The following is a 19,809-nucleotide window of genomic DNA, read 5'->3' on the forward strand; positions in this document are numbered from 1 at the left end:
CCGGCCTTGCAGGTCAATGTAGGCGGATGCCCGGATGAAGTGAATTCACGATTTTTTTCAGCAGGCTTAAGTGATCCGTTAACACGCGTGCACGGAATGCAAAATGCGTCCACAATGGGTTATCGGCTCGTGGAACACTTTGCTGCGGTTCCGCTACAGTAAGGCGCGTAAACGGCGCGCCCTTCCCCGTAGGGCTGTAACTGGTACGACAGTTGCATCAGCAACATGGGCCGAGGCGATTGGGCGTTTGCGTGCGTGCACGCGGGTGCTTTTTTCGCAATGGGACCGCCGTTTTGTTTTCTTCAATCGCTAAAGGAGGACGAACATGCAGTGGACTACCCCTGGTTATACCGATATGCGTTTCGGGTTTGAAATTACGATGTATATCGCCACAAGGTGAAGTGGCCCGTGCGGGGCTGGTTTCGGTGAGGTTTTTGCCGGGCCGGCCCCGTTTGTTTTTTGTGCGGTGCCGCAGGAGGTTTTGGTTTTCTGCTTTTTGCTTTCGGGCCGCGCGGGTGGTTCGCGCAGGCATCCGCGTGATGTTATTGGTTCGCTAGCGTTGCCCCTGTGCGGGGCGGCACCTACTTTTCTTTGCCGCCGCAAAGAAAAGTAGGCAAAAGAAAGCGGCTCACACCGCCAGTTCTTGTGTTTGCCCGAGGGCCCCCAACGGTTCTTACACTTCACACGGCAACGTCTTTGTTTGTGTGCGTTGCCAACGCTTCGAATGAACGCCTCACCCGCTTCGAGTACCCGTATTCAGACAAGCGGCAGCAAATCGCATGTGCCGCCCAGGTGGCAAACTGTGTGTAGGTCGTCGTACCGTACCGGTCAGTGCCTTACCAGAAACACCAATCTTGCTTTACCGTCCGGAGTGATGCGCCGATGGCGCGAAAGCCTACACACAGTTTGCCACCTGGGCGGCGGAGGACTATCTGGCACGGCGTGCCGCGACTCCGGAGTGTGAAGTGGGTGATGCGTATAGAGAGAACGCTGGCAACGAACGCACAAAGCTACGCTGCCGTGTGGAGCGTAAGACCCTTTGGGGGCCCTCAGGCGGGGACTAGAATTGGCGGTGTGAGCCGCTTTCTTTTGCCTACTTTTCTTTGCGGCGGCAAAGAAAAGTAGGTGCCGCCCCGCACAGGGGCGACGCCTGAAGCACCAATAACATCACGCGGATGCCAGCGAACAAACAAGCAAACCAAACCGCCTGCGCAGCAAACAAAAAAACAGATCACCAAACGGCCTGCCGCCAAAGGCAAAAAACCAAATGCTGATCCACGAAACCATCATCACAACATGCTCCATCGACGGTGTCGCCCATATCGCCCCAATGGGCATCCGTCACGACGAAAACGGCCTGACGATCCTGGCCCCGTTCAGGCCATCGAGAACGTTGGACAACGTACTAGCCACCCGCGCAGCGGTGATCAACTTCACAACCGACGTCCGCGTCTTCGCCGGTTGCGTCACGGGCACCCAACGCGACTGGCCGACAAGCCCGGCGACCCAAGTCCCCAGCCTCAGGCTAAAAAACTCACTGGCCCACACCGAACTCACCCTCGATCACATCACACAAGACGACCCGCAGCGTCCCGTCCTCCACATGCGCTCCGTGCACACGGAAAACCACGCCCCATTCGCGGGCTTCAACCGCGCACAGGCGGCGGTAATAGAAGGCGCCATCCTCGTGAGCCGGCTTTTCATGCTGCCCGCCGACAAGATCGACCGCGAATTCGCCTACCTGCAGATCGCCATCGATAAAACCGCCGGCCCCGACGAACTCGTCGCATGGCAATGGATCACAGCAGCAGTAGAACGCTTTCGCACCACCGGCGACGCCGCCGACAAAAAAACTGCTTCCTGACGGAGACCTCGATGACCGCATTGCTCGCAAGCGTCCGCTCGGCGGAAGAAGCGTTCGACGCAGCCGGCGCCGGCGCCGACCTGATCGATCTCAAAGAGCCGCTCGCAGGCGCACTCGGCGGCGTGTCGATCGACAACATCTGGCGCATCGCGCGCACGCTGCGCTCGCGCTACCCGGTGAAACCCATCAGCGCGACGATCGGCGACCTGCCGCCCGACGCGCTCGACGCCATCGCGGCGCGCATCGACGAAGTCGGCGAAACAGGCGTGGATTTCGTGAAAGCCGGCGTCGTGCCGGGACCGCATGCGCGCGATTGCCTCACGCGCATCGCTGGCCTGAATGCCAACGTCTTGCCTGTGCTGTTGTGCGACGACGGCGTCGATGCAGAACTCGTCGAACACGCCGTCTCGCTCGGCTTCGCAGGCATCGTGTTCGATACGGCAGGCAAGACGGGCCGCACGCTGCTCGATTGCATCGACGGCGCAACGCTCGCGCGCTACATCACGACGATTCGCGCGTCGGGCGCCATGGCCTGCATCGCCGGTTCGCTCGGCTGGACACAACTCGACGCGATCCGCGCGCTGGCGCCCGATGTTGCCGGCTTTCGCACCGCGCTATGCGAGAACGGCCGCACCTCGCGCCTCGATCCGCGCCGCGTCGCGCAATGGGCCGACGCGCTGCATCACGCGGCTCCCGTCGCATCGACGGCCGCCGCGTAAGCGTAGACAGCGCGCCATCGCGCGCTCACACGGCCGATGCATTCAAGAGTCGCTCGCGCACCAGCGCGACATCCGTCTTGCTGAACAACTCGACTTCGTAATTCGCCTCTTTCACGTAATGGACGAAGCTCGCATCGATGACACCGTTCGATGCGAGCGTCACGAGCGGCACGTTCGCGCCGACCGGGCATGACTTCACGACCATCAGACGCTCCGCATTCAGCGATGTGGACAGCCACGCGGCCAGGCTGTCGGAGGTCGTGTCCCAGTTGGTCATCGCGTTGGGCGTGACGCGCATCAGGCTCACGGGCATCCACACGGCAACCTTGCCCTTGCGCAGCGCGCGCCGGATCAGTTCTTCGTTGGTCGCCAGCACGAGGTCGGGCAGCACGGCCTGCATCATCAGTGCGTACTGCGTCATCGCGAGCAGGCACATGTTGTGGGCGGCAAGATCGTCGAACTGCCATTCCTGCTGATACACGCGCACGCTGTCCGCAAAATCCCCGCCGCCCGGCACGATCACCACGCGCCCGCCGCCGACCTCCCACAACTGCGTGAGCCAGTCCCGCAGCGACGGGTCGTGACTCAGGCTGCCCCCGATCTTCACCACCCACATGTCCGTTACCTCGCTCTCGTTCGACCTCACGATGGCACGCCCGACGGCCCGCCCGCGTCAGCCCTGCGCTCGCCGCGCCATCGCGAGTCTGCGCCGCGCATACCGCGCGCGCATCGATGGTGCTGCGCCTCACGCGTCGCAAGCCCGTTGCCGCCGCTTCACGCGGCGCGCTGTTCTCGCCTCCTCGCAGTCATCAGCCACGCGACGGCGACGCTCGGCGCGCAGGTCGCGATCCATTCGGCGGCATCCGCTGGCGCGTCGTGCGCGATCTGTGTGAGCGCGCCGAAATCCACGTAATCGCGCGCATGGGCCTTCGCCAGCGCCGCCGCCAGAAAGCGCCCGCAACCCGCGCCGACGACAGGCGCCCGCGCCAGCGACGGATGCGCCGCACACACCTGCTCGAAGCTCGCGCCGATCGCGCGCAATTGCGCGTCGCGCCATGCGTGGGCGAACTCGCGCCATTCGTCTTCGGTCGCGTCGCCTGCATCGCGGCCGATCGTTCTCGCCAGCCGCGCGCAGCTCGCGGCGAACGTCTTCGGTCCGTTGTCGGCGCTTGGATGCTGATCGTGCGGCGGCCACAGTTCGCCCGTCAGCCGGTAGATGTCGGCGCTTGTCGCGAACCATTCGTTCATCACGCTCGCCGTCTCGCCGCGAAACGCGATCCGATGCGCGATGCCGCACAACGGCGTGCGCACCACGCCGTGATACGCGAGTTCGCCGGTTACGAGCCGCGTCGCGTCGCTGACGCCGCGCGCCGCGACGCGCGCGTCGGCAACGGGCACGATGTCGGTCGTCGTGCTGCCGATATCGATCAGCACGCAGTCGCGGATGCGGGTCGCGACATGCTGCGCCGTCGCCAGCCAGTTCGCCGACGCGACGGCGCGCCAGTGCGCGATGCTTTGCGCGGCATCCAGCCAGCCGGAAGCCCCCGCGAAGAATGCCGTATCGGCGCCGAGCCGCGCGGCCAGCGCATCGACGAGCGCACGCACGCCATGCTCGCGGTCGGCGAACAGATCGACCATTTCGCCCGTCATCGTGACTGCGTGGCGCGCGCTCGCCTGGGTGAGATCGGGCCAGCGTTCCGCCGCCGAATCGATCGCGCGATGCAGATGGTCGAGCCCTTGCCACAGCGGACACGCCCATTGCGCGATATCGGTGACGATACCGTCCGCGTCGACGCGCGACACCTTCACGTGCGCGCCGCCGACGTCCCAGCCGAACACGACAGGCCCGGCCATCGAAGCCATGGACGCGCTCATGATCCCGCTCCGCATGCGGACAACGCCGGACGCCCCGCGACCTGCAGACCATGCGCCGCGAGCACGTCGGCAGCGAGATTGCGTCCGAGCCGCGCGGACAATCCGGCATACGCGACGGTCGCACGCGGATTCACTTCGATCACGACAGGGCCGCGCGACGGATGCCACACGACATCGATCCCGGCAAACCCGCGCAAGCCGGGCAGCGACGCCGCGACCTGCTGCGCGAGCGCATCGAGCGTGCGGCCTTGCGCGCTGTCGCGGTCGATCTGGTCGATATCCACGCCGTCGAAGCCGACCACCCGCCCGGCATGGCCTACGACGGGGGCAGCCACGTCTATCCTCTGCCGGTTGATGCTGATGAGCGTCGCACCCGCTGCATCGCAGATCAGCGACAGGCTCAGTGCGTCGCCATCCACCCACGCCTGCAGCACCGTTTCGCGCTGCGCCGCGCGGCGCGCCGCATATTCGGCGCGCGCCGCGTCGGCGTCGTCGAACGCGAGCGTATCGAGTCCGCCCGCGCCGTCGTCGGGCTTGACGACCCAGCGGTGCTGCGTGCGCGGATCGACCTGCGCCGGTTCGAGCGCAGGCGTCACGGCAATGCCGCGCGACGCGAGCCGCGCCGCCGTCGCGCGCTTGCTCGAGGCGAGCGCGATGGCTTCCTTCGTGCAACCGATCCAGCGCGCGGGACCGACGGCATCGGCGAGATCGAGCATCAGGCCATCGCACTCGGGCGCGACGATCCATGCATAGTCGTGTTCGCGCGCGGCCCGCGAGACGAACTCCAGCATCGATTCGCCCGGCTTCGCGCGGCAATGCGCGACGCCCTCAGGCACATGCTCGAAGCGCGAACTCGCAAAGCTGACCTGCACGCCGTCGAGCTGCCGCAGATCGCCGACAATCGCATCGCGCATCACGCGCCCTTCGACCACGAGCGCGCTCAGATCCGCGAGGCTGCTGGCGCCCGCGAGTTGCGCGTCGATGCCGCCGCCAGTGAGATACTCATAAACCCAGAGCTTCATCAAGGAACGTCTCCGCATGCAGGTGATCCCGGTTCTCGATCTGCTCGACGGCCACGCAGTGCGCGCGATACGCGGCGACCGCGCGAACTATCGACCCATCCAGTCATCGCTGTGCGCGACGAGCGAGCCGCTGCCCGTCGCGCGCGCGCTCGTTGCCGCGACGGCCGCGCCTGCGCTGTACGTCGCGGACCTCGGCGCAATCATGTCGCGCGAAGCCGATCCGTCGACAGTGGCCGCGCTCGCCGCGAACCTCGCGCATCCGCATGCGCATATCGGGCCACACAGCGGCCCGTTCGAAATCTGGCTCGACGCGGGCTTCGCCGATTTCCCGTCGATGCTTGCCCATCTCGCGCGCATCGCCACGGCAACCGGCCCCACGGAAACCCGCATCGTCCCCGTGTTCGGCTCCGAGTCGCTGCACTCGCTCGACGCGCTGCGCGAAGCCGAAGCGGCCGGCTACGCGCCCATCCTGTCGCTCGATCATCGCGGCCGAGAGCTGATCGCGGCCCCCGAACTCGCGCAGGCACTACGCTCGCCGGCGTCATGGCCGTCGCGCGTGATCGTCATGACGCTCGATCAGGTCGGCGCCGACGCCGGCCCCGACCTCGAGACGTTCAACCTGATCCACGCGCAAGCGGGCCAGCGCCCGGTCATCGGCGCAGGCGGTATCCGCCATCGCGACGATCTCGATGCAGCCGCACGCAACGGCGCGCATGCATGGCTGATCGCATCGGCCCTTCACGACGGCAGGCTTCGCACCGCGCAAACAACGCGCTCAGACGCCGCAGCGTGATCCGCGAAACAATATCCATGCCACGCGGACCGCGTTGCAGCAACGGCGCGGCTCGCATGCGCAGTGGGCCGCGCACTGTCCTCAAGTGACACACTGTTGCAGCGCGAAGCACATACTGTGCTGCGCCCGGCCCGGCGCGCGGCGGACATATTGGGCCGCTCATGAGGTGTTCACGTTCGACGCAGCGAGCCGTTTGCCACGCGCTCATCTGAAATGCCGGGCAACCGTGCTTGCACGAGCCCGCTGCAAGCCGACGACGAGATCGGCACGGACCTTGCTGATCGGGGTCTTATGCACGAGTCCACGTCCCCCTCCACGTCCAACGTCACGCACGCCAACGCGACATCGGCCGCCGATGGGCCATTGCCATCCGTTTCGACGACTCACGACTGGACCTGCCCCTTCTGCCCGCTGCTGTGCGACGACATCGAGGCCCACGTCTCACGCGATCAGACGATCGCCGCGCCCGCCACGCAATGCGCGCGGCTCGCCGATGCGCTGACGCGCCATGACGCCAGCGACAACGTCTGCTCGCCTGCCGTCGACGGCGCCCCCGTGTCACTCGATACCGCGCTCGATGCAGCCGCCGCCGTACTCGCGCAGGCACGCAGGCCGCTCTTTGGCGGCTGCGCAACGGATATTGCCGGTGCACGCGCGCTCTATGCGCTCGCTGCCGGCTGCGGCGCGATCCTCGATTCGCTGCATGGCGACGCGCTGAGCGCCTCGACGCTGGCGCTACAGGATCGCGGCGCGTTCTTCACGACCTTGTCCGAAGTGCGTTCGCGCGCCGATCTGCTGATCGTGTTTGCTTGCCAGCCTTCCGCGCAGCATCCGCGCTTTTACGAGCGCATTGCGAGCGGCACGTCGATGCAGCGCGAGATCCGCTTCGTCTGTTGCGACACCGATCCGGCCGCCAGTCAGGCTGACGACACGCGCAGCACTTCGCTTCTAGCCGATGCTTCGCCGCACGACGTGCTCGCGCTGTGGTCGGCTATTGCCGAAGGCCGCACAGCCGAATCGTTCGATGACGGCGCGGGCATCGCGACAGCACTCGCTTCGTTGATGGCGCGCATCGCCGAAGCGCGCTACACGGCGTTCGTGATCGAGCCGGCCGAACTGCCGCAGCCGCATGCAGCGCTGCTGATCGAGGCGCTGCACCGGATCGTCAAGGCGATCAACCGCACGAGCCGCGCGGGCGTCCTGACGCTCGGCGGCGCAGACGGCACGCTGAGCGTCAACCAGACCATCACGTGGCTGTCGGGCTTTCCGTTGCGCACGCGCGTGTCGAAGCCCGACCGGCCGCCGGGCACGGCGCCGCTCGACCACGATCCTTATCGCTATCGCACTGAACGTCTGCTGGCTGCGGGCGAAGCGGATGCGTTGCTGTGGACGGCCAGCTTCGACACGCATCCACCACCCTCCACGCTCGACGCAAACACGCCCCTGATCGTGCTCGGCACGCCCGCACTCGGCTCTGCGCCCGATCTGCAAACGCGCAGAGCAAAGACGATCTTCATTCCCGTCGCGACGCCCGGTATCGACAGCGACGGTCATCTGTTTCGCGTTGATACATCCGTCGTCGTGCCCCTGCATGCGGCGCGGCATGTTGCGCTGCCAACGGTTGCGTTCATCGCGACGCATCTTGCCGAGGCGCTCGCGACACGCGCCGCGCAGGCACGGAGCCCGGCATGAGCATCGCGCGACTCAGAGGCGGCCGCGTCTATGATCCGGCGAACGGCGTCGACGGCGAGCAGCGCGACGTCTATATCCGCGATGGCCGCATCGTCGAGGCGCCCACCGACGGCGCCGTCGATCGCGACTACGACGCGCACGGCATGATCGTGATGGCGGGCGGCATCGATCTGCATTCGCATATCGGCGGCGGCAAGACCAACCTGTCGCGGCTGCTGTTGCCCGAAGATCATCGCGACGACGCGCCGCGCGACGCATCGTACGAAGCCGTGCAGGACGAACGGGGCCGCTATCTGCGCATGCCGTCGTGCGGCGTCTGCGCGCCCGGCACACTCGCCACCGGCTACCGTTACGCGGAAATGGGCTACACGGCGGCCTTCGAGCCCGCGATGATCGCGTCGAACGCACGCCACGCGCATCTGGAAATGGGCGACACGCCGATCATCGATCACGGCGCCTACGTGATGCTCGGCAACGACGAACTGCTGCTGCAGATGCTCGCCGCGAAAGACGACTTCGAGCGGGTGCGCGATTACGTCGGCTGGACGATGCACGCGAGCCGCGCGCTCGGCGTGAAAGTGGTCAATCCAGGCGGCATCTCGGCGTTCAAGTTCAACCAGCGCTCGCTCGATGTCGACGAAGCGCACGCGCATTACGGCATTACGCCACGCGACGTGTTGCGCACGCTGACCCGCGCGCTGACCGAACTGCGCGTGCCGCATCCGCTGCACGTGCACGCGAGCAACCTGGGCGTGCCGGGTAATATCGATTCGACCATCGCAACGATGGACGCCGCCGACGGCCTGCCCATTCATCTCACGCACATCCAGTTTCACAGCTACGGCACGGAAGGCCCGCGCAAGTTTTCTTCAGGCGCGCGCGCGATTGCCGATGCGGTCAACGCACGGCCTAACGTATCGATCGACGTGGGCCAGATCATCTTCGGGCAGACGGTCACGGCGTCCGGCGACACGATGATGCAGTTCAGTAACGCGCCGCTCGCGCGTCCGCACAAGTGGATCGTCGGCGATATCGAATGCGATGCGGGATGCGGCGTCGTGCCGTTCCGCTATCGCGAGCAAAGCTATGTGAATGCGCTGCAATGGATCATCGGGTTGGAAATCTTTCTGCTGGTGAACGACCCGTGGCGCGTGTCGATGACGACCGATCATCCGAACGGCGGCCCGTTCACGAGCTATCCGCATCTGATCCGCCTGCTGATGGACAAGCCGTTCCGCGACGCGCAGATCGACCGGCTGCACCCGGAAGCGAAGGTGGCGAGCGCGTTGCCCGAACTGAAGCGCGAGTTTTCGCTGTACGACATCGCGATCATCACGCGCGCCGGCCCGGCGCGCCTGCTCGGACTCAAGGATCGCGGCCATCTCGCGCCGGGCGCCGCGGCCGATATCGCCGTGTATCGCGACGACGCGGACCGCGAGCGGATGTTCACGTCGCCCGCCTATGTGTTCAAGGACGGCGAACTGGTCGCGCGCGACGGCAACCTCGTGTCGACCCCGACGGGCGGCATCCACTTCGTCTCGCCCGACTACGACAGGAGCATCGAAAGGACCTTGCGCCAGTACAGCGACGCGAATCTGGCCACGAACTTCGCGCACGCGGCGATCAGCGACGACGAAATCTGCGCATGCTGCCGCGGCGGACGGCTGCTGCCCGTCGCGTGCCTCGCGCGAGCATGAAGGCGGACGCGCGATGCAGATCAACGACACCCTGATCGACGACACCTTCGCGGAAGCCTTCCCGATGAAGGCGACGCGTCTCGTCATCACCGCGCATACGCCGCGCTGGGCGCGCGCGGCGGCGGATTCGCTGACGGGATTCGCGACCTCGGTGATCGACTGCGGCTGCGAGGCGGGCATCGAGCACGAGATCGCCGCCGACGCGACGCCCGATGGCCGTCCCGGTATTTCGGTCCTGATTTTTGCGGTGTCCTCGAAGGAACTGGTGAAGCAGATCGCGCGGCGCGTCGGCCAATGCGTGCTGACCTGCCCGACCACGGCCGTCTACAACGGCATCGATCCCGCGACGACACGCGCGCCGCTGTCCGATGTCGCGCCGCTCGGCGGCTCGCTGCGGTTTTTCGGCGATGGCTGGCAGATCTCGAAAGTGCTCGGCGGCGTGCGCTACTGGCGCGTGCCCGTGATGGATGGCGAATTCGTCTGCGAAGAATCGGTGCAGACCGTCAAGGCCGTCGGCGGCGGCAACCTGCTGCTGCTCGCGCGCGATCTGGATAGCGCCCTGGCGGGCGCCGAGGCGGCCGTCGCCGCGATGCACCGGCTCGCGAACGTGATTACGCCGTTTCCGGGTGGCGTCGTGCGGTCGGGATCGAAGATCGGCTCGAAATACAAAGGCGCCGTCGCGTCGACCAACGATGCGTTCTGCCCGACCCTCACCGGCTTGTCGCAGCGCAGCGAACTCGATGCGCAGACGGGCTGCGTGCTGGAAATCGTGATCGACGGCCTGACGGACGCGGACGTCGGCGCGGCGATGACGGCGGGCATCGAGGCAGCCGCCGCTGCCGGCCAGGGTGTGGTGCGCATTTCCGCCGGGAACTATGGCGGCAAGCTCGGGCCCTATCATTTCAAGCTGCGCGAACTGGCGGCGGGCATTGTGCAGCGCCAGAAAGACAGCCCTGCGGACGGCGCGACATGAGCACGATCACGTTGCGCGTGAAAGCCGCGCCGGGTTGTCGTGTGGACGGCTCGCCGCTGTTGCCGTCCGCGCTATCGGCGCTGTCGGGCGCGGAGATTGCGCATCGGATGCTGCCTGCGGGCAACGAAGCCTGCGCAATCGGCGATCTGTTCGACGTCGCAGTCGAGACGAACGGCGACGATGCGCGTCTGGTGATCGAAGGCGACGCAAGCTGGCTGGACCGGCTGGGCGCGCAGCTCGACGCAGGCAGTCTGCGCATCAGCGGCGCGACGGGCGATTACGCGGGCCTGCGCATGACGGGCGGTACGCTCGACATAGCGGGCGGCACCGGTGATTTCGCGGGTTGCGAAATGCGCGGCGGAACGCTCGTCGTGGCGGGTGATTGCGGCGACTTCGCGGCAGGCGCGCTGCCGGGCGGCATGGAAGGCATGACGGGCGGCACGCTGATCGTCTCGGGCAACGCGGGGGCACGGCTTGGCGACCGGATGCGGCGCGGCACGTTGCTGATCGGCGGCGACGCGGGCGACTACGCCGCCTCCCGCATCGTTGCCGGGACGATCGGCATTGCGGGCCGGGTCGGCGCACACTATGGTTACGGCATGCGGCGCGGCACGCTGTTGATGTTGCAACGACCTGAGCGCATTCCGCCCACGTTCACGACGGGTGGACGCGGCTTCGACGTGTTCTGGTCGCTGCTCACGCGGGCGCTTGCCGCGCAATGCGATGCGGCGTCCGCTATCAGCACGGCGATGGCGGCCATGGCGCAGCGCCTCGCGCCGTTTGCGGCACTCGACGCCCGCACGCCGCCGCAGCGCTACGCGGGCGATCTTGCAGTCGATGGACGCGGCGAACTGCTGATCGTCGAATGATCGAGGGAACCGACATGAACGCGACACGCTCGACCGATATCGCGCGCAGCAGCAGAGAGAGGCCCGAGCGCTTCCCGATGGCGCTGATCGTGCTGCATTGGCTGATCGCGATCTGCATCATCGTGATGCTGGGTATCGGCCTCTATATGGTCGGACTGCCGCGCGGCCTGCCGTTCAAGGCCACGCTGATCAACTTTCACAAGTCGCTTGGCTTGACGATTTTCCTGCTGGTGCTGATGCGCATCGGAGTTCTCATGGTATCCGGCAGGCCGCCGTTGCCGCCGATGCGAGCGTGGCAACGCGCCGCCGCGAGCGCTACGCAGGTTCTTTTATACGCCGCAATGATCGTGATGCCGGTGACGGGCTATCTGGGCTCGTCGTTCAACACTTACGGCACGCGTTTCTGGGGCTTGATGCTGCCGAAGTGGGGCTGGGACGACAAAGGTTTGCGCCACTTCTGGTTCACCATTCATGAAATCACCGCATGGATCTTCATTGCGTTGATCGCATTACACGTGGCGGGCGCGCTCAAGCATCAACTGATCGACCGCGACGGGCTGTTGCGCAGAATGTTGCCGTGATGCGCGGTATGCATCAATCGAGGCCTGTTTCAAGGGCGTTTTTGCGGATTCTTTCGGGAGCAAGGGGACGATGAAGGTCAAGGTGCTCGGTTCGTCGGCGGGCGGCGGCTTTCCGCAATGGAACTGCAACTGCCGCAATTGCGATGGCGTGCGCAAAGGCACGATCGCGGCGCGGCGGCGCACGCAGTCGTCGATTGCGGTGAGCGTCGATGGCGTGGCGTGGCTGCTCGTGAACGCATCGCCCGATATCCTCGCGCAGATCGCTGCGAACCCGGAAATGCAACCCGGGCGACACGCGCGCGACACAGGTATCGCGGCCGTACTGCTGATGGATGCGCAGATCGATCACGTAACAGGGCTGCTGATGCTGCGCGAAAACAGCGCGCCGTTGCCGCTGCATGCGACGGATGCCGTCTGGCAAGACCTGTCGACGGGTTTTCCCGTCGTATCCATCCTCTCGCACTACTGCGGCGTCGAACGTCACACCATTGCGCTCGATAACGGTCCGTTCGAGATTGCCGCGCTGCCCGGCGTGCGCATCGAGGCGCTGCCGCTGTCGAGCAAGGCGCCGCCCTACTCGCCGCATCGCGCGGCGCCGCAGCGCGGCGACAACATCGGTCTGCTGATGACAGCGCCCGGTTCCGGCAAGCGCGTGTTCTATGCGCCCGGCCTCGGCGTGCTCGAACCGCACATCCGCGATGCGATGCGCAGCGCGGACCTGCTGCTCGTCGACGGCACGCTGTGGACCAGCGGTGAAATGATCGAACTCGGCCTGTCGAAGAAGACGGCCGCCGATATGGGCCATCTGGCGCAAACGGGTCCGGGCGGCATGATCGACGTGCTGGATACGCTCGATAGGCCGAACGCGCGAAAGGTGCTAATACATATCAACAACACGAACCCGATCCTGATCGACGACGGCCCCGAGCGGCGCACGCTGGCGCAGCACGGCATCGAAGTCGCGCACGACGGCATGCTGTTCGAGTTGTGAGCCACGCACAGAGAAACGCAGAAACAGACCACTGATACGGAGACGCGATCGATGAGTGTCAAAGGCGACATCGGCCCGGCATGGACCCGGGAAGAATTCGAAGCGCAACTACGTGCGAAGGGACAGGCGTATCACATCCATCACCCGTTCAACGTGAAGATGAACAGCGGCGGATGCTCGCGCGAGCAGATTCGCGGCTGGGTCGCGAACCGCTTTTATTACCAGATCAACATTCCGCTGAAGGATGCCGCTGTTCTGTCGAACTGCCCCGACCGGGAAACGCGCCGCCGCTGGGTGCTGCGCATTCTCGATCACGACGGCTATGGCGAAGACGAAGGCGGGATCGAAACGTGGGCGCGGCTGGGCGATGCCGTCGGCTTGTCGCGCGATGAATTGTGGTCGCTGGAACATGTGGTGCCTGGCGTGCGCTTCGCCGTCGACGCGTATGTGAACTTTGCGCGCCGCGCGCCGTGGCAGGAAGCCGTGTGCTCGTCGCTCACGGAAATCTTCGCGCCGCAGATCCACAAAGACCGGCTGTCGACGTGGCCCGAGCATTACCCGTGGATCAAGCCCGAAGGTCTTGCGTATTTCCGTTCGCGCATTTCGCTCGCGCAACGCGATGTCGAACATGGCCTCGCCGTCACGCTCGATCATTTCCGCACGCGCGAGCAGCAGGAACGCGCGCTCGACATTTTGCAATTCAAGCTCGACATTCTCTGGACGATGCTCGATGCGATAGAAAAGGCGTTCCCGGCATGAACCCACATGACAACGCGCAAGACACGGACAAACGCGGCCCGAAGCTGAACAGCCTGTTTCGCCTGCAATGGGAACCGGCACAGGACGCGCATGTGCTGCTGTATCCCGAAGGCATGGTGAAGCTGAACCAGAGCGCCGCGCAAATCCTGTTGCGTTGCGACGGCACGCGCGACATCCCGACGCTCGTCGCGGAACTGGAAGCGGCGTTCAATGCAACCGGACTGACGCCCGAAGTCGAAGCCTTCGTCGACCACGCGCGTTCGCGCGGCTGGCTGGAGTGACAGCATGACCGACCTCTCGACACCCACACAGGAGCACACGCAACAGGCCGCACGCAGCGGCGTGGGTCCGCCGCTGTGGCTGCTGGCGGAGCTGACGTACCGTTGCCCGCTGCATTGCGCGTTCTGCTACAACCCCGTCGACTACACGAGCCATCGCGACGAATTGAGCACCGCGCAATGGGTCGATGTATTGCGACAGGGCCGCAAGCTCGGCGCCGCGCAACTGGGTTTCTCCGGCGGCGAGCCGCTGATGCGTGACGATCTCGAAGAACTCGTTGCGGAAGCACACGGCCTCGGCTTTTACACGAACCTCATCACGTCGGGTGTCGGTTTGACGGATGCGCGGCTCGATACGCTGAAGGCCAACGGGCTCGATCACATTCAACTGTCGTTTCAGGACTCGACCCAGGAACTCAACGACTTCCTCAGCAGCACGCGCACCTTCGACCTGAAGAACCGCGTCGCGCGCTCGATCAAGGCGCATGGCTTTCCGATGGTGCTCAACTGCGTGCTGCATCGCTACAACCTGCCGCATGTCGACAAGATCATCGACATGGCGCTAGCCATGGGCGCCGAATATCTGGAGCTTGCGAACACGCAGTACTACGGCTGGGCGCACACGAACCGCGCGCAACTGATGCCGACCGCCGGGCAACTGCAGGAAGCGGAAGCCGTCGTCGAGCGGTACCGGAAGGAGATCGGCAACCGCTGCAAGATTTTCTTCGTCGTGCCCGACTACTTCGAAACGCGGCCCAAGCGCTGCATGAACGGCTGGGGCTCGGTGTTCCTCGGCGTCGCGCCCGATGGCGCCGCGCTGCCCTGCCATTCGGCGCGCTCGCTGCCGGGCCTCACGTTTCCGAACGTGAAGGACACGCCGCTCGAACACATCTGGTACGACAGCGACGCGTTCAACCGCTTTCGCGGCTTCGACTGGATGAAGGAGCCTTGCCGGAGTTGCGACGAAAAGACCCACGACCTCGGCGGCTGCCGCTGCCAGGCGTATCTGTTGACGCTCGACGCCGCCAACGCCGATCCCGTCTGCGACAAGTCTCCGCATCACGAGCAGGTCGTGCGCGTGGTGCGCGATGCGGCCCAACGTCCGGCGACGCTTGCGCCCAACGAACAGCCCGTCACGTTCCGCAACGACGCAAACTCGAAGCGACTCAGCGCCGACGCGCGCGAGATGACAGCGACGCCTCACACCGAGAGAACGCGATCATGACGACGCCCGCTATTTCCGTGCTTCTCGTCGACGATCATGCCGTCGTGCGCGAAGGCTACCGAAGGCTGCTCGAACTGAGCCCCGATGTGCGCGTCGCGGGCGAAGCCGCCGACGCGACGCAGGCTTACCAGCGCTTTTGCGCGTTGCAGCCGGATGTCGTCGTGATGGATCTCGCGTTGCCCGGCGCGAGCGGAATCGAAGCGATGCGGCGCATGCTCGCGAGAGAGCCGGAAGCGCGCGTGCTCATTTTCAGCGTGCACGAAGAGACGCTTTTCGTGCGACGCGCGTTCGATGCGGGCGCCTGCGGTTATGTGACGAAAGCGAGCGCGCCCGATGTGCTCGTCGAAGCGGTGCGTGCCGTCGCGCGGCGCGTGCGCTATCTGAGCGCCGATGTCTCGCATGCGCTCGCACTACGGACGATGTTCAGCGAAGGGCCGCCCGGACGGCAGCTTTCCGCGCGCGAGTTCGAAGTGCTGCGCCTGCTGGTGCAAGGCTTTACGCTGCCTGTGATCGCGGAAAGGCTCGGACTGAGCCAGAAGACGATTGCGAATCATCAGTCCGCGATCCGGCAGAAGTTCGGCGCGAACAACGGCGTGCAACTCGTGCAGATCGCACAGCGCCTCGGTTTGCAGTTCTCCGAGCTTGCCGCGCCTCACGAGCTTTTCGGTTCGGCGGGATCGATGGAAGCGCTCGGTTCAGGCAGCCCGGGCTGAGCCGGCACGCGCGCGCACAGCAGAAAGCCGCGCGCCGGCTCGCTCGCGACATGAAACTCGCCGCCTAGCGCTTCGACGCGCTCGCGCATGCCGATCAACCCTAGCCCGATGCGCGGCTTCGACAGATCGACGCCGGGGCCATCGTCGGCGACCGTGACGACGATCTCTTCAACCCGCTCGCGGCTGGCGGGTGCCCTCACCAGATAGATTTCGACGTTCGATTCGCGCGCGAACTTCGACACGTTCGTCAGTGCTTCCTGCACGAGCCGGTAGAGCGTGATGTTCAGGGCGTCGGTGAAGCCGTCGAAGTCGCCGTCGATGGTCAGCTTGAACGACGCGTCGGGCAGCCGCTCGCGCCAGCCTTCCACACAATGTTCGAGCGCGCTCGGCAAGCCTAGCTCGTCGAGGCCGATGGGCCTCAGCTTGCGGATCATTCCGCCAATCTGCCGATACACGAATCCCGCGCTTTGCATCACCGCGAGCGACGCGCGATGCACCTCGTCGTTTTGCGCCGACAGGTCGCGAATCCGCGCGGCATCGAGGGCGATTGCGTTCAGGTATTGCCCCAGTTCGTCGTGCAACTCGCGCGCGAGATGGCGACGCTCGGCTTCCTGCGCCTCGATGCCCTGCGTCGCGAGGCGCCGGTTCTCGGCGAGCAGCCGCGCCGCCTCTTCCTCCGCCGCGCGGCGGCGCTGCAATTCCTTCTGCGAATCCCGGTAGCGCCGCCACGAAAACCACGCCAGCCCAGCCGCGAGCACGAACAGCGTGACGGGCAACTCGTCGAGCTGATAGCGCTCGGCGCGGCGGCTCCAGCGGTACGCGATCTCGGAGACATCGAAGATCGAGCACAGCGCGCCGACGATCACCGTCAGCACCACGACGCACATGAAGTCGCGCCACGCGACGGAGTGCGACTCTATGGCCCGGGTGGCGCTTTTGCCCGCCGCGGGCCGCTGCGGCTCGCGCGATGGCTCCGCCGCGCCCGAGGCGTCCGCGCGACTGTCTGCTGCTTGCCGCTGGTCCGGCTTCGGGTCTGCCGGTCTGGCTGAGGAGAGAGCTTCGGGCATGAGCGTATCGATGGAAGCGGTCACTCATTCTAACCACCGAACGGGTGCAGTTCGTGTTGCTTTTTGCAGGTTTGGGAAGGCCTCCCGAAAGAATCGGGAAAGCTTCCCGGGCACGACGCGCCTTCGATATGCGACGCTGCAAGCAGCGGCGAAGCGACACAGAGACAGGCATGCGCAACTCGCGAAAGCGGCGCCGAAACAAGGCTAAAACAAACTGCTGGAGACGACAACGATGAAACCCTCACGGCGCAAGTCGCGACGTGCCCGTCTGCTTCCTCGCAAGCGCGCATTCCAACTGATATTCAGCAGCGCATTGGCCAGTCTGTGCACGGCTGCCTGGTCGCAGGAGGCCGCGCCGCCGCCCGCCGATACACCGCCCGCCGACGTGCAGCAGACCGCGCAAAATACGACGCAGGAAGCCGAAATGCCGTCCATTCTGGTGATCGGCACGACACCGCTGATCGGCATCGGCACCGCGATCGAACTGGTGCCCGCCAACGTGCAGACCATCCGCGGCCGCGAGATCGACCAGCAGCATCCGAACACGCTGACCGACTACTTCGCGACCAATCTGCAAAGCGTCGACATCAACGACGCACAGGGCAACCCGTCGCAAATGGACATCAGCTATCGGGGCTTCACGGCTTCACCGCTGCTCGGCACGCCGCAGGGGCTGTCCGTGTTCATGGACGGCGTGCGCATCAACGAGCCGTTCGGCGATGTCGTCAACTGGGACCTGATACCGCAGGCCGCAATCGACACGATCCAGCTGATTCCCGGCTCCAATCCGACCTTCGGCCTCAATACGCTCGGCGGTGCAATTGCCATCACGACGAAGAACGGCAGCAATTCGCCGGGCGGCGAAGCGGAAATCAGCGGCGGGTCGTTTGGACGCAAGAGCGCGCAGATCCAGCAAGGCGGGATGATCGGCAGCAACCTCGACTACTACTTCACCGCGAACGCGGCCAACGAAGACGGCTGGGCCGATCACAACGGCAGCCGTCTGCGCCAGGCTTTCGGCAAGCTGCGCTATCACGATGCCGACACGACGCTGTCGATATCCGGTGGCGGTGCGGACAACACGCTCGACGGTTCGCAGACGATTCCGCGCTCGTTTCTCGACAACCGCAAGCAGGCGTACACGTTTCCCGATCAGAACGACAACACGGTCGGCTATCTGACGATTGCGGGCGAACACTATTTCACGCCCAACGTGCAGTTGAGCGGCACGCTCTACTATCGCCACTATCGCAACAAGAATGTCAGCAGCAACGTGAACGACGACTTCGATCCCGATGACCCCGACGATGCACCGCCCGCCACCAACGTACAGTCGACGGTGTTCACCCAGAGCTACGGGGGCAGTCTGCAACTGGCGCTGTTGCAGAACCTGTTCGGCAAGCGCAATGAACTGACGCTCGGGGTCGCCGCCGATCTCGCGAACACGCATTTCACGCAATCCGCGCAAGATGCGACGTTCACCGACACGCGCGCGACGGTCGGCACAGGTCCATTCGTATCGACGACGGATGCGAAGACACGCAATGAAACCTACGGCGTCTATTTCACCGATACATTCTCGTTCACCGATCAATGGGCGATGACGTTCGCGGGGCGCTACAACTGGTCCCGCACGACGATCGGCGACGAGAGCGGCGTGCAGCCGCTACTGGATGGACGTCATGTGTTTTCGCGCTTCAACCCGGCTGTCGGCATTACCTACAATCCGACCGATACGCTCACCGCGTACTTCACTTACAACGAAGGCATGCGCTCGCCGACATCGATCGAACTGGCGTGCGCGGACCCCGATGCTCCCTGCTCGCTGCCGAACGACTTCATTGCAGACCCGTCATTGAAGCCCGTCATTTCGAAGACGTTCGAAATCGGCGCACGCGGGCGCATCGGTAGCAACACGACGTGGAGCGCGGCACTGTATCGCACGACACTCGACGACGATATCCAGTTCATCAGCAGCAATGGCGCGGCGAGTTCGCTCGGCTTCTTCCAGAACGTCGGCAAGACGCGCCGGCAAGGCTTCGAACTCGCGGGCCGCACGAAGTACGGGCCGGTTGGCGTGAGCGCGAGCTATAGCTATATCGACGCGACGTATCAGTCGACGTGGACCGAGAGCAGCGCGAGCAATTCGAGTGCGGATGCGAACGGCAACATCACGGTGAAGCCCGGCGACCACATCCCCGGCATTCCGCAGAACACGGTGAAGCTGCGCGTCGACTACACGCCGTTCGCGGCATGGAATATCGGCACGAGCCTCACGTATCGCGGCAGCATTTTTGCACGCGGTGACGAGAACAATCAGGATGTGAACGGCACGGTCGCCGGCTATTTTCTTGTCGATCTCGATACGACGTATAACGTGACGAAGCAGCTTCAGGTGTTTGCTACTGTCAAGAATCTGCTGAACAAGCACTACGCGAACTTTGCGATTCTCGGCGAGAACTTCTTCAATGGACCGAACCATACGTTCGATCCGGGCGCGATCAGCAATGAGCAGTTTCTTGGGATCGGCGCGCCGCGTGGGGTGTGGGTCGGGTTGAGGTATGCGTGGAAGTGAATGCGTTGCGCTGGATTACTTACCGATGTTTCTGCCCGCTGCTAGCGGGCTTTTTTTCGCCTGCAATCAGACAAGACTGATTTACCCGGTTCTGTTGTATTCGTTCTCGCCTTGAC

19 protein-coding genes are annotated in these 19,809 nt (G+C 64.9%); 15 read left to right on the forward strand and 4 right to left on the reverse strand.

Going from position 1 to position 19,809, the window contains the following annotated elements; translation table 11 throughout:
- The first annotated feature begins 325 nt into the window (after positions 1-325).
- The 3 genes from pqqA (at position 326) to PPGU16_RS35205 (ending at position 2,583) form a co-directional block, all read left to right on the forward strand.
- Positions 326-400: a pyrroloquinoline quinone precursor peptide PqqA gene (gene pqqA, locus PPGU16_RS35195; protein WP_007576927.1), complete on the forward strand. Its 75-nt coding sequence runs from the start codon at positions 326-328 to the stop codon at positions 398-400.
- Between the two features lie 870 nt (positions 401-1,270).
- Positions 1,271-1,864, forward strand: coding sequence for a DUF447 domain-containing protein (locus PPGU16_RS35200; protein WP_180727180.1), 594 nt, complete (start codon positions 1,271-1,273; stop codon positions 1,862-1,864).
- 11 nt (positions 1,865-1,875) lie between these two features.
- The gene (locus PPGU16_RS35205; protein ID WP_180725460.1) at positions 1,876-2,583 is read left to right on the forward strand and encodes a (5-formylfuran-3-yl)methyl phosphate synthase; all 708 of its coding nucleotides are present in this window, start codon (positions 1,876-1,878) and stop codon (positions 2,581-2,583) included.
- Positions 2,584-2,608: 25 nt separating this feature from the next.
- Here the strand turns inward: PPGU16_RS35205 and PPGU16_RS35210 are convergent, their stop codons facing one another.
- The 3 genes from PPGU16_RS35210 to PPGU16_RS35220 form a co-directional block, all read right to left on the reverse strand.
- Positions 2,609-3,199: an amino acid kinase family protein gene (locus tag PPGU16_RS35210; RefSeq protein WP_180727181.1), complete on the reverse strand. Its 591-nt coding sequence runs from the start codon at positions 3,197-3,199 to the stop codon at positions 2,609-2,611.
- Positions 3,200-3,357: 158 nt separating this feature from the next.
- Positions 3,358-4,458, reverse strand: a complete 1,101-nt coding sequence (locus tag PPGU16_RS35215; protein WP_180725461.1) for a hydantoinase/oxoprolinase family protein — start codon at positions 4,456-4,458, stop codon at positions 3,358-3,360.
- Positions 4,455-5,480, reverse strand: coding sequence for an ATP-grasp domain-containing protein (locus PPGU16_RS35220; protein ID WP_180725462.1), 1,026 nt, complete (start codon positions 5,478-5,480; stop codon positions 4,455-4,457). Before PPGU16_RS35220 ends, PPGU16_RS35215 begins: the two co-directional genes overlap by 4 nt.
- A 16-nt stretch (positions 5,481-5,496) precedes the next feature.
- Between PPGU16_RS35220 and PPGU16_RS35225 the strand changes: the two genes are divergently transcribed.
- The 11 genes from PPGU16_RS35225 (at position 5,497) to PPGU16_RS35275 (ending at position 16,051) form a co-directional block, all read left to right on the forward strand.
- A complete protein-coding gene (locus tag PPGU16_RS35225) occupies positions 5,497-6,273 on the forward strand; it encodes a HisA/HisF-related TIM barrel protein (RefSeq protein WP_180725463.1) in 777 nt (258 codons plus the stop codon).
- A 291-nt stretch (positions 6,274-6,564) separates the two neighbouring features.
- On the forward strand, positions 6,565-7,965 hold the full coding sequence (locus tag PPGU16_RS35230) for a molybdopterin-binding domain-containing protein (protein ID WP_180725464.1): 1,401 nt from the start codon (positions 6,565-6,567) through the stop codon (positions 7,963-7,965).
- Positions 7,962-9,662: a formylmethanofuran dehydrogenase subunit A gene (locus tag PPGU16_RS35235; RefSeq protein WP_180725465.1), complete on the forward strand. Its 1,701-nt coding sequence runs from the start codon at positions 7,962-7,964 to the stop codon at positions 9,660-9,662. The genes PPGU16_RS35230 and PPGU16_RS35235 overlap by 4 nt, the downstream gene beginning before the upstream one ends.
- A gap of 13 nt (positions 9,663-9,675) precedes the next feature.
- A complete protein-coding gene (gene fhcD, locus PPGU16_RS35240; protein WP_180725466.1) occupies positions 9,676-10,635 on the forward strand; it encodes a formylmethanofuran--tetrahydromethanopterin N-formyltransferase in 960 nt (319 codons plus the stop codon).
- Positions 10,632-11,504, forward strand: coding sequence for a formylmethanofuran dehydrogenase subunit C (locus tag PPGU16_RS35245; protein ID WP_180725467.1), 873 nt, complete (start codon positions 10,632-10,634; stop codon positions 11,502-11,504). Before fhcD ends, PPGU16_RS35245 begins: the two co-directional genes overlap by 4 nt.
- Before the next feature lie 14 nt (positions 11,505-11,518).
- Positions 11,519-12,085 (forward strand): cytochrome b, encoded by a 567-nt coding sequence (locus PPGU16_RS35250; RefSeq protein ID WP_180725468.1) that lies wholly within the window; start codon positions 11,519-11,521, stop codon positions 12,083-12,085.
- Between the two features lie 70 nt (positions 12,086-12,155).
- Positions 12,156-13,076, forward strand: a complete 921-nt coding sequence (pqqB, locus tag PPGU16_RS35255) for a pyrroloquinoline quinone biosynthesis protein PqqB (protein WP_180725469.1) — start codon at positions 12,156-12,158, stop codon at positions 13,074-13,076.
- Between the two features lie 51 nt (positions 13,077-13,127).
- Positions 13,128-13,835 (forward strand): pyrroloquinoline-quinone synthase PqqC, encoded by a 708-nt coding sequence (gene pqqC, locus PPGU16_RS35260; RefSeq protein WP_180725470.1) that lies wholly within the window; start codon positions 13,128-13,130, stop codon positions 13,833-13,835.
- Complete coding sequence (pqqD, locus tag PPGU16_RS35265) at positions 13,832-14,116, forward strand: pyrroloquinoline quinone biosynthesis peptide chaperone PqqD (protein WP_180725471.1); 285 nt, start codon at positions 13,832-13,834, stop codon at positions 14,114-14,116. The genes pqqC and pqqD overlap by 4 nt, the downstream gene beginning before the upstream one ends.
- Before the next feature lie 4 nt (positions 14,117-14,120).
- Entirely contained in the window at positions 14,121-15,338 is a 1,218-nt protein-coding gene (gene pqqE / locus PPGU16_RS35270) for a pyrroloquinoline quinone biosynthesis protein PqqE (RefSeq protein WP_180725472.1), read from the forward strand.
- A complete protein-coding gene (locus PPGU16_RS35275) occupies positions 15,335-16,051 on the forward strand; it encodes a response regulator transcription factor (RefSeq protein WP_180725473.1) in 717 nt (238 codons plus the stop codon). The genes pqqE and PPGU16_RS35275 overlap by 4 nt, the downstream gene beginning before the upstream one ends.
- On the opposite strand, the gene PPGU16_RS35280 is transcribed toward PPGU16_RS35275, so the two are convergent.
- A complete protein-coding gene (locus PPGU16_RS35280; protein ID WP_243460771.1) occupies positions 15,991-16,938 on the reverse strand; it encodes an ATP-binding protein in 948 nt (315 codons plus the stop codon). The genes PPGU16_RS35275 and PPGU16_RS35280 overlap by 61 nt on opposite strands.
- 412 nt (positions 16,939-17,350) lie before the next feature.
- On the opposite strand from PPGU16_RS35280, the gene PPGU16_RS35285 reads away from it, so the two are divergent.
- The gene (locus PPGU16_RS35285; protein WP_180725474.1) at positions 17,351-19,693 is read left to right on the forward strand and encodes a TonB-dependent receptor; all 2,343 of its coding nucleotides are present in this window, start codon (positions 17,351-17,353) and stop codon (positions 19,691-19,693) included.
- Positions 19,694-19,809 lie beyond the last annotated feature (116 nt).

Source organism: Paraburkholderia largidicola, assembly GCF_013426895.1.
Lineage (GTDB): Bacteria > Pseudomonadota > Gammaproteobacteria > Burkholderiales > Burkholderiaceae > Paraburkholderia > Paraburkholderia largidicola.

Bases quoted from the DNA above. Each gene is read 5' to 3' on its own strand.
- PPGU16_RS35205 (WP_180725460.1), top strand. From the start codon at position 1,876: ATGACCGCATTGCTCGCAAGCGTCCGCTCGGCGGAAGAAGCGTTCGAC.
- PPGU16_RS35210 (WP_180727181.1), bottom strand. From the start codon at position 3,199: ATGTGGGTGGTGAAGATCGGGGGCAGCCTGAGTCACGACCCGTCGCTG.
- PPGU16_RS35215 (WP_180725461.1), bottom strand. From the start codon at position 4,458: ATGAGCGCGTCCATGGCTTCGATGGCCGGGCCTGTCGTGTTCGGCTGG.
- PPGU16_RS35220 (WP_180725462.1), bottom strand. From the start codon at position 5,480: ATGAAGCTCTGGGTTTATGAGTATCTCACTGGCGGCGGCATCGACGCG.
- PPGU16_RS35225 (WP_180725463.1), top strand. From the start codon at position 5,497: ATGCAGGTGATCCCGGTTCTCGATCTGCTCGACGGCCACGCAGTGCGC.
- PPGU16_RS35230 (WP_180725464.1), top strand. From the start codon at position 6,565: ATGCACGAGTCCACGTCCCCCTCCACGTCCAACGTCACGCACGCCAAC.
- PPGU16_RS35235 (WP_180725465.1), top strand. From the start codon at position 7,962: ATGAGCATCGCGCGACTCAGAGGCGGCCGCGTCTATGATCCGGCGAAC.
- fhcD (WP_180725466.1), top strand. From the start codon at position 9,676: ATGCAGATCAACGACACCCTGATCGACGACACCTTCGCGGAAGCCTTC.
- PPGU16_RS35245 (WP_180725467.1), top strand. From the start codon at position 10,632: ATGAGCACGATCACGTTGCGCGTGAAAGCCGCGCCGGGTTGTCGTGTG.
- PPGU16_RS35250 (WP_180725468.1), top strand. From the start codon at position 11,519: ATGAACGCGACACGCTCGACCGATATCGCGCGCAGCAGCAGAGAGAGG.
- pqqB (WP_180725469.1), top strand. From the start codon at position 12,156: ATGAAGGTCAAGGTGCTCGGTTCGTCGGCGGGCGGCGGCTTTCCGCAA.
- pqqC (WP_180725470.1), top strand. From the start codon at position 13,128: ATGAGTGTCAAAGGCGACATCGGCCCGGCATGGACCCGGGAAGAATTC.
- pqqD (WP_180725471.1), top strand. From the start codon at position 13,832: ATGAACCCACATGACAACGCGCAAGACACGGACAAACGCGGCCCGAAG.
- pqqE (WP_180725472.1), top strand. From the start codon at position 14,121: ATGACCGACCTCTCGACACCCACACAGGAGCACACGCAACAGGCCGCA.
- PPGU16_RS35275 (WP_180725473.1), top strand. From the start codon at position 15,335: ATGACGACGCCCGCTATTTCCGTGCTTCTCGTCGACGATCATGCCGTC.
- PPGU16_RS35280 (WP_243460771.1), bottom strand. From the start codon at position 16,938: ATGTGCGTCGTGGTGCTGACGGTGATCGTCGGCGCGCTGTGCTCGATC.
- PPGU16_RS35285 (WP_180725474.1), top strand. From the start codon at position 17,351: ATGAAACCCTCACGGCGCAAGTCGCGACGTGCCCGTCTGCTTCCTCGC.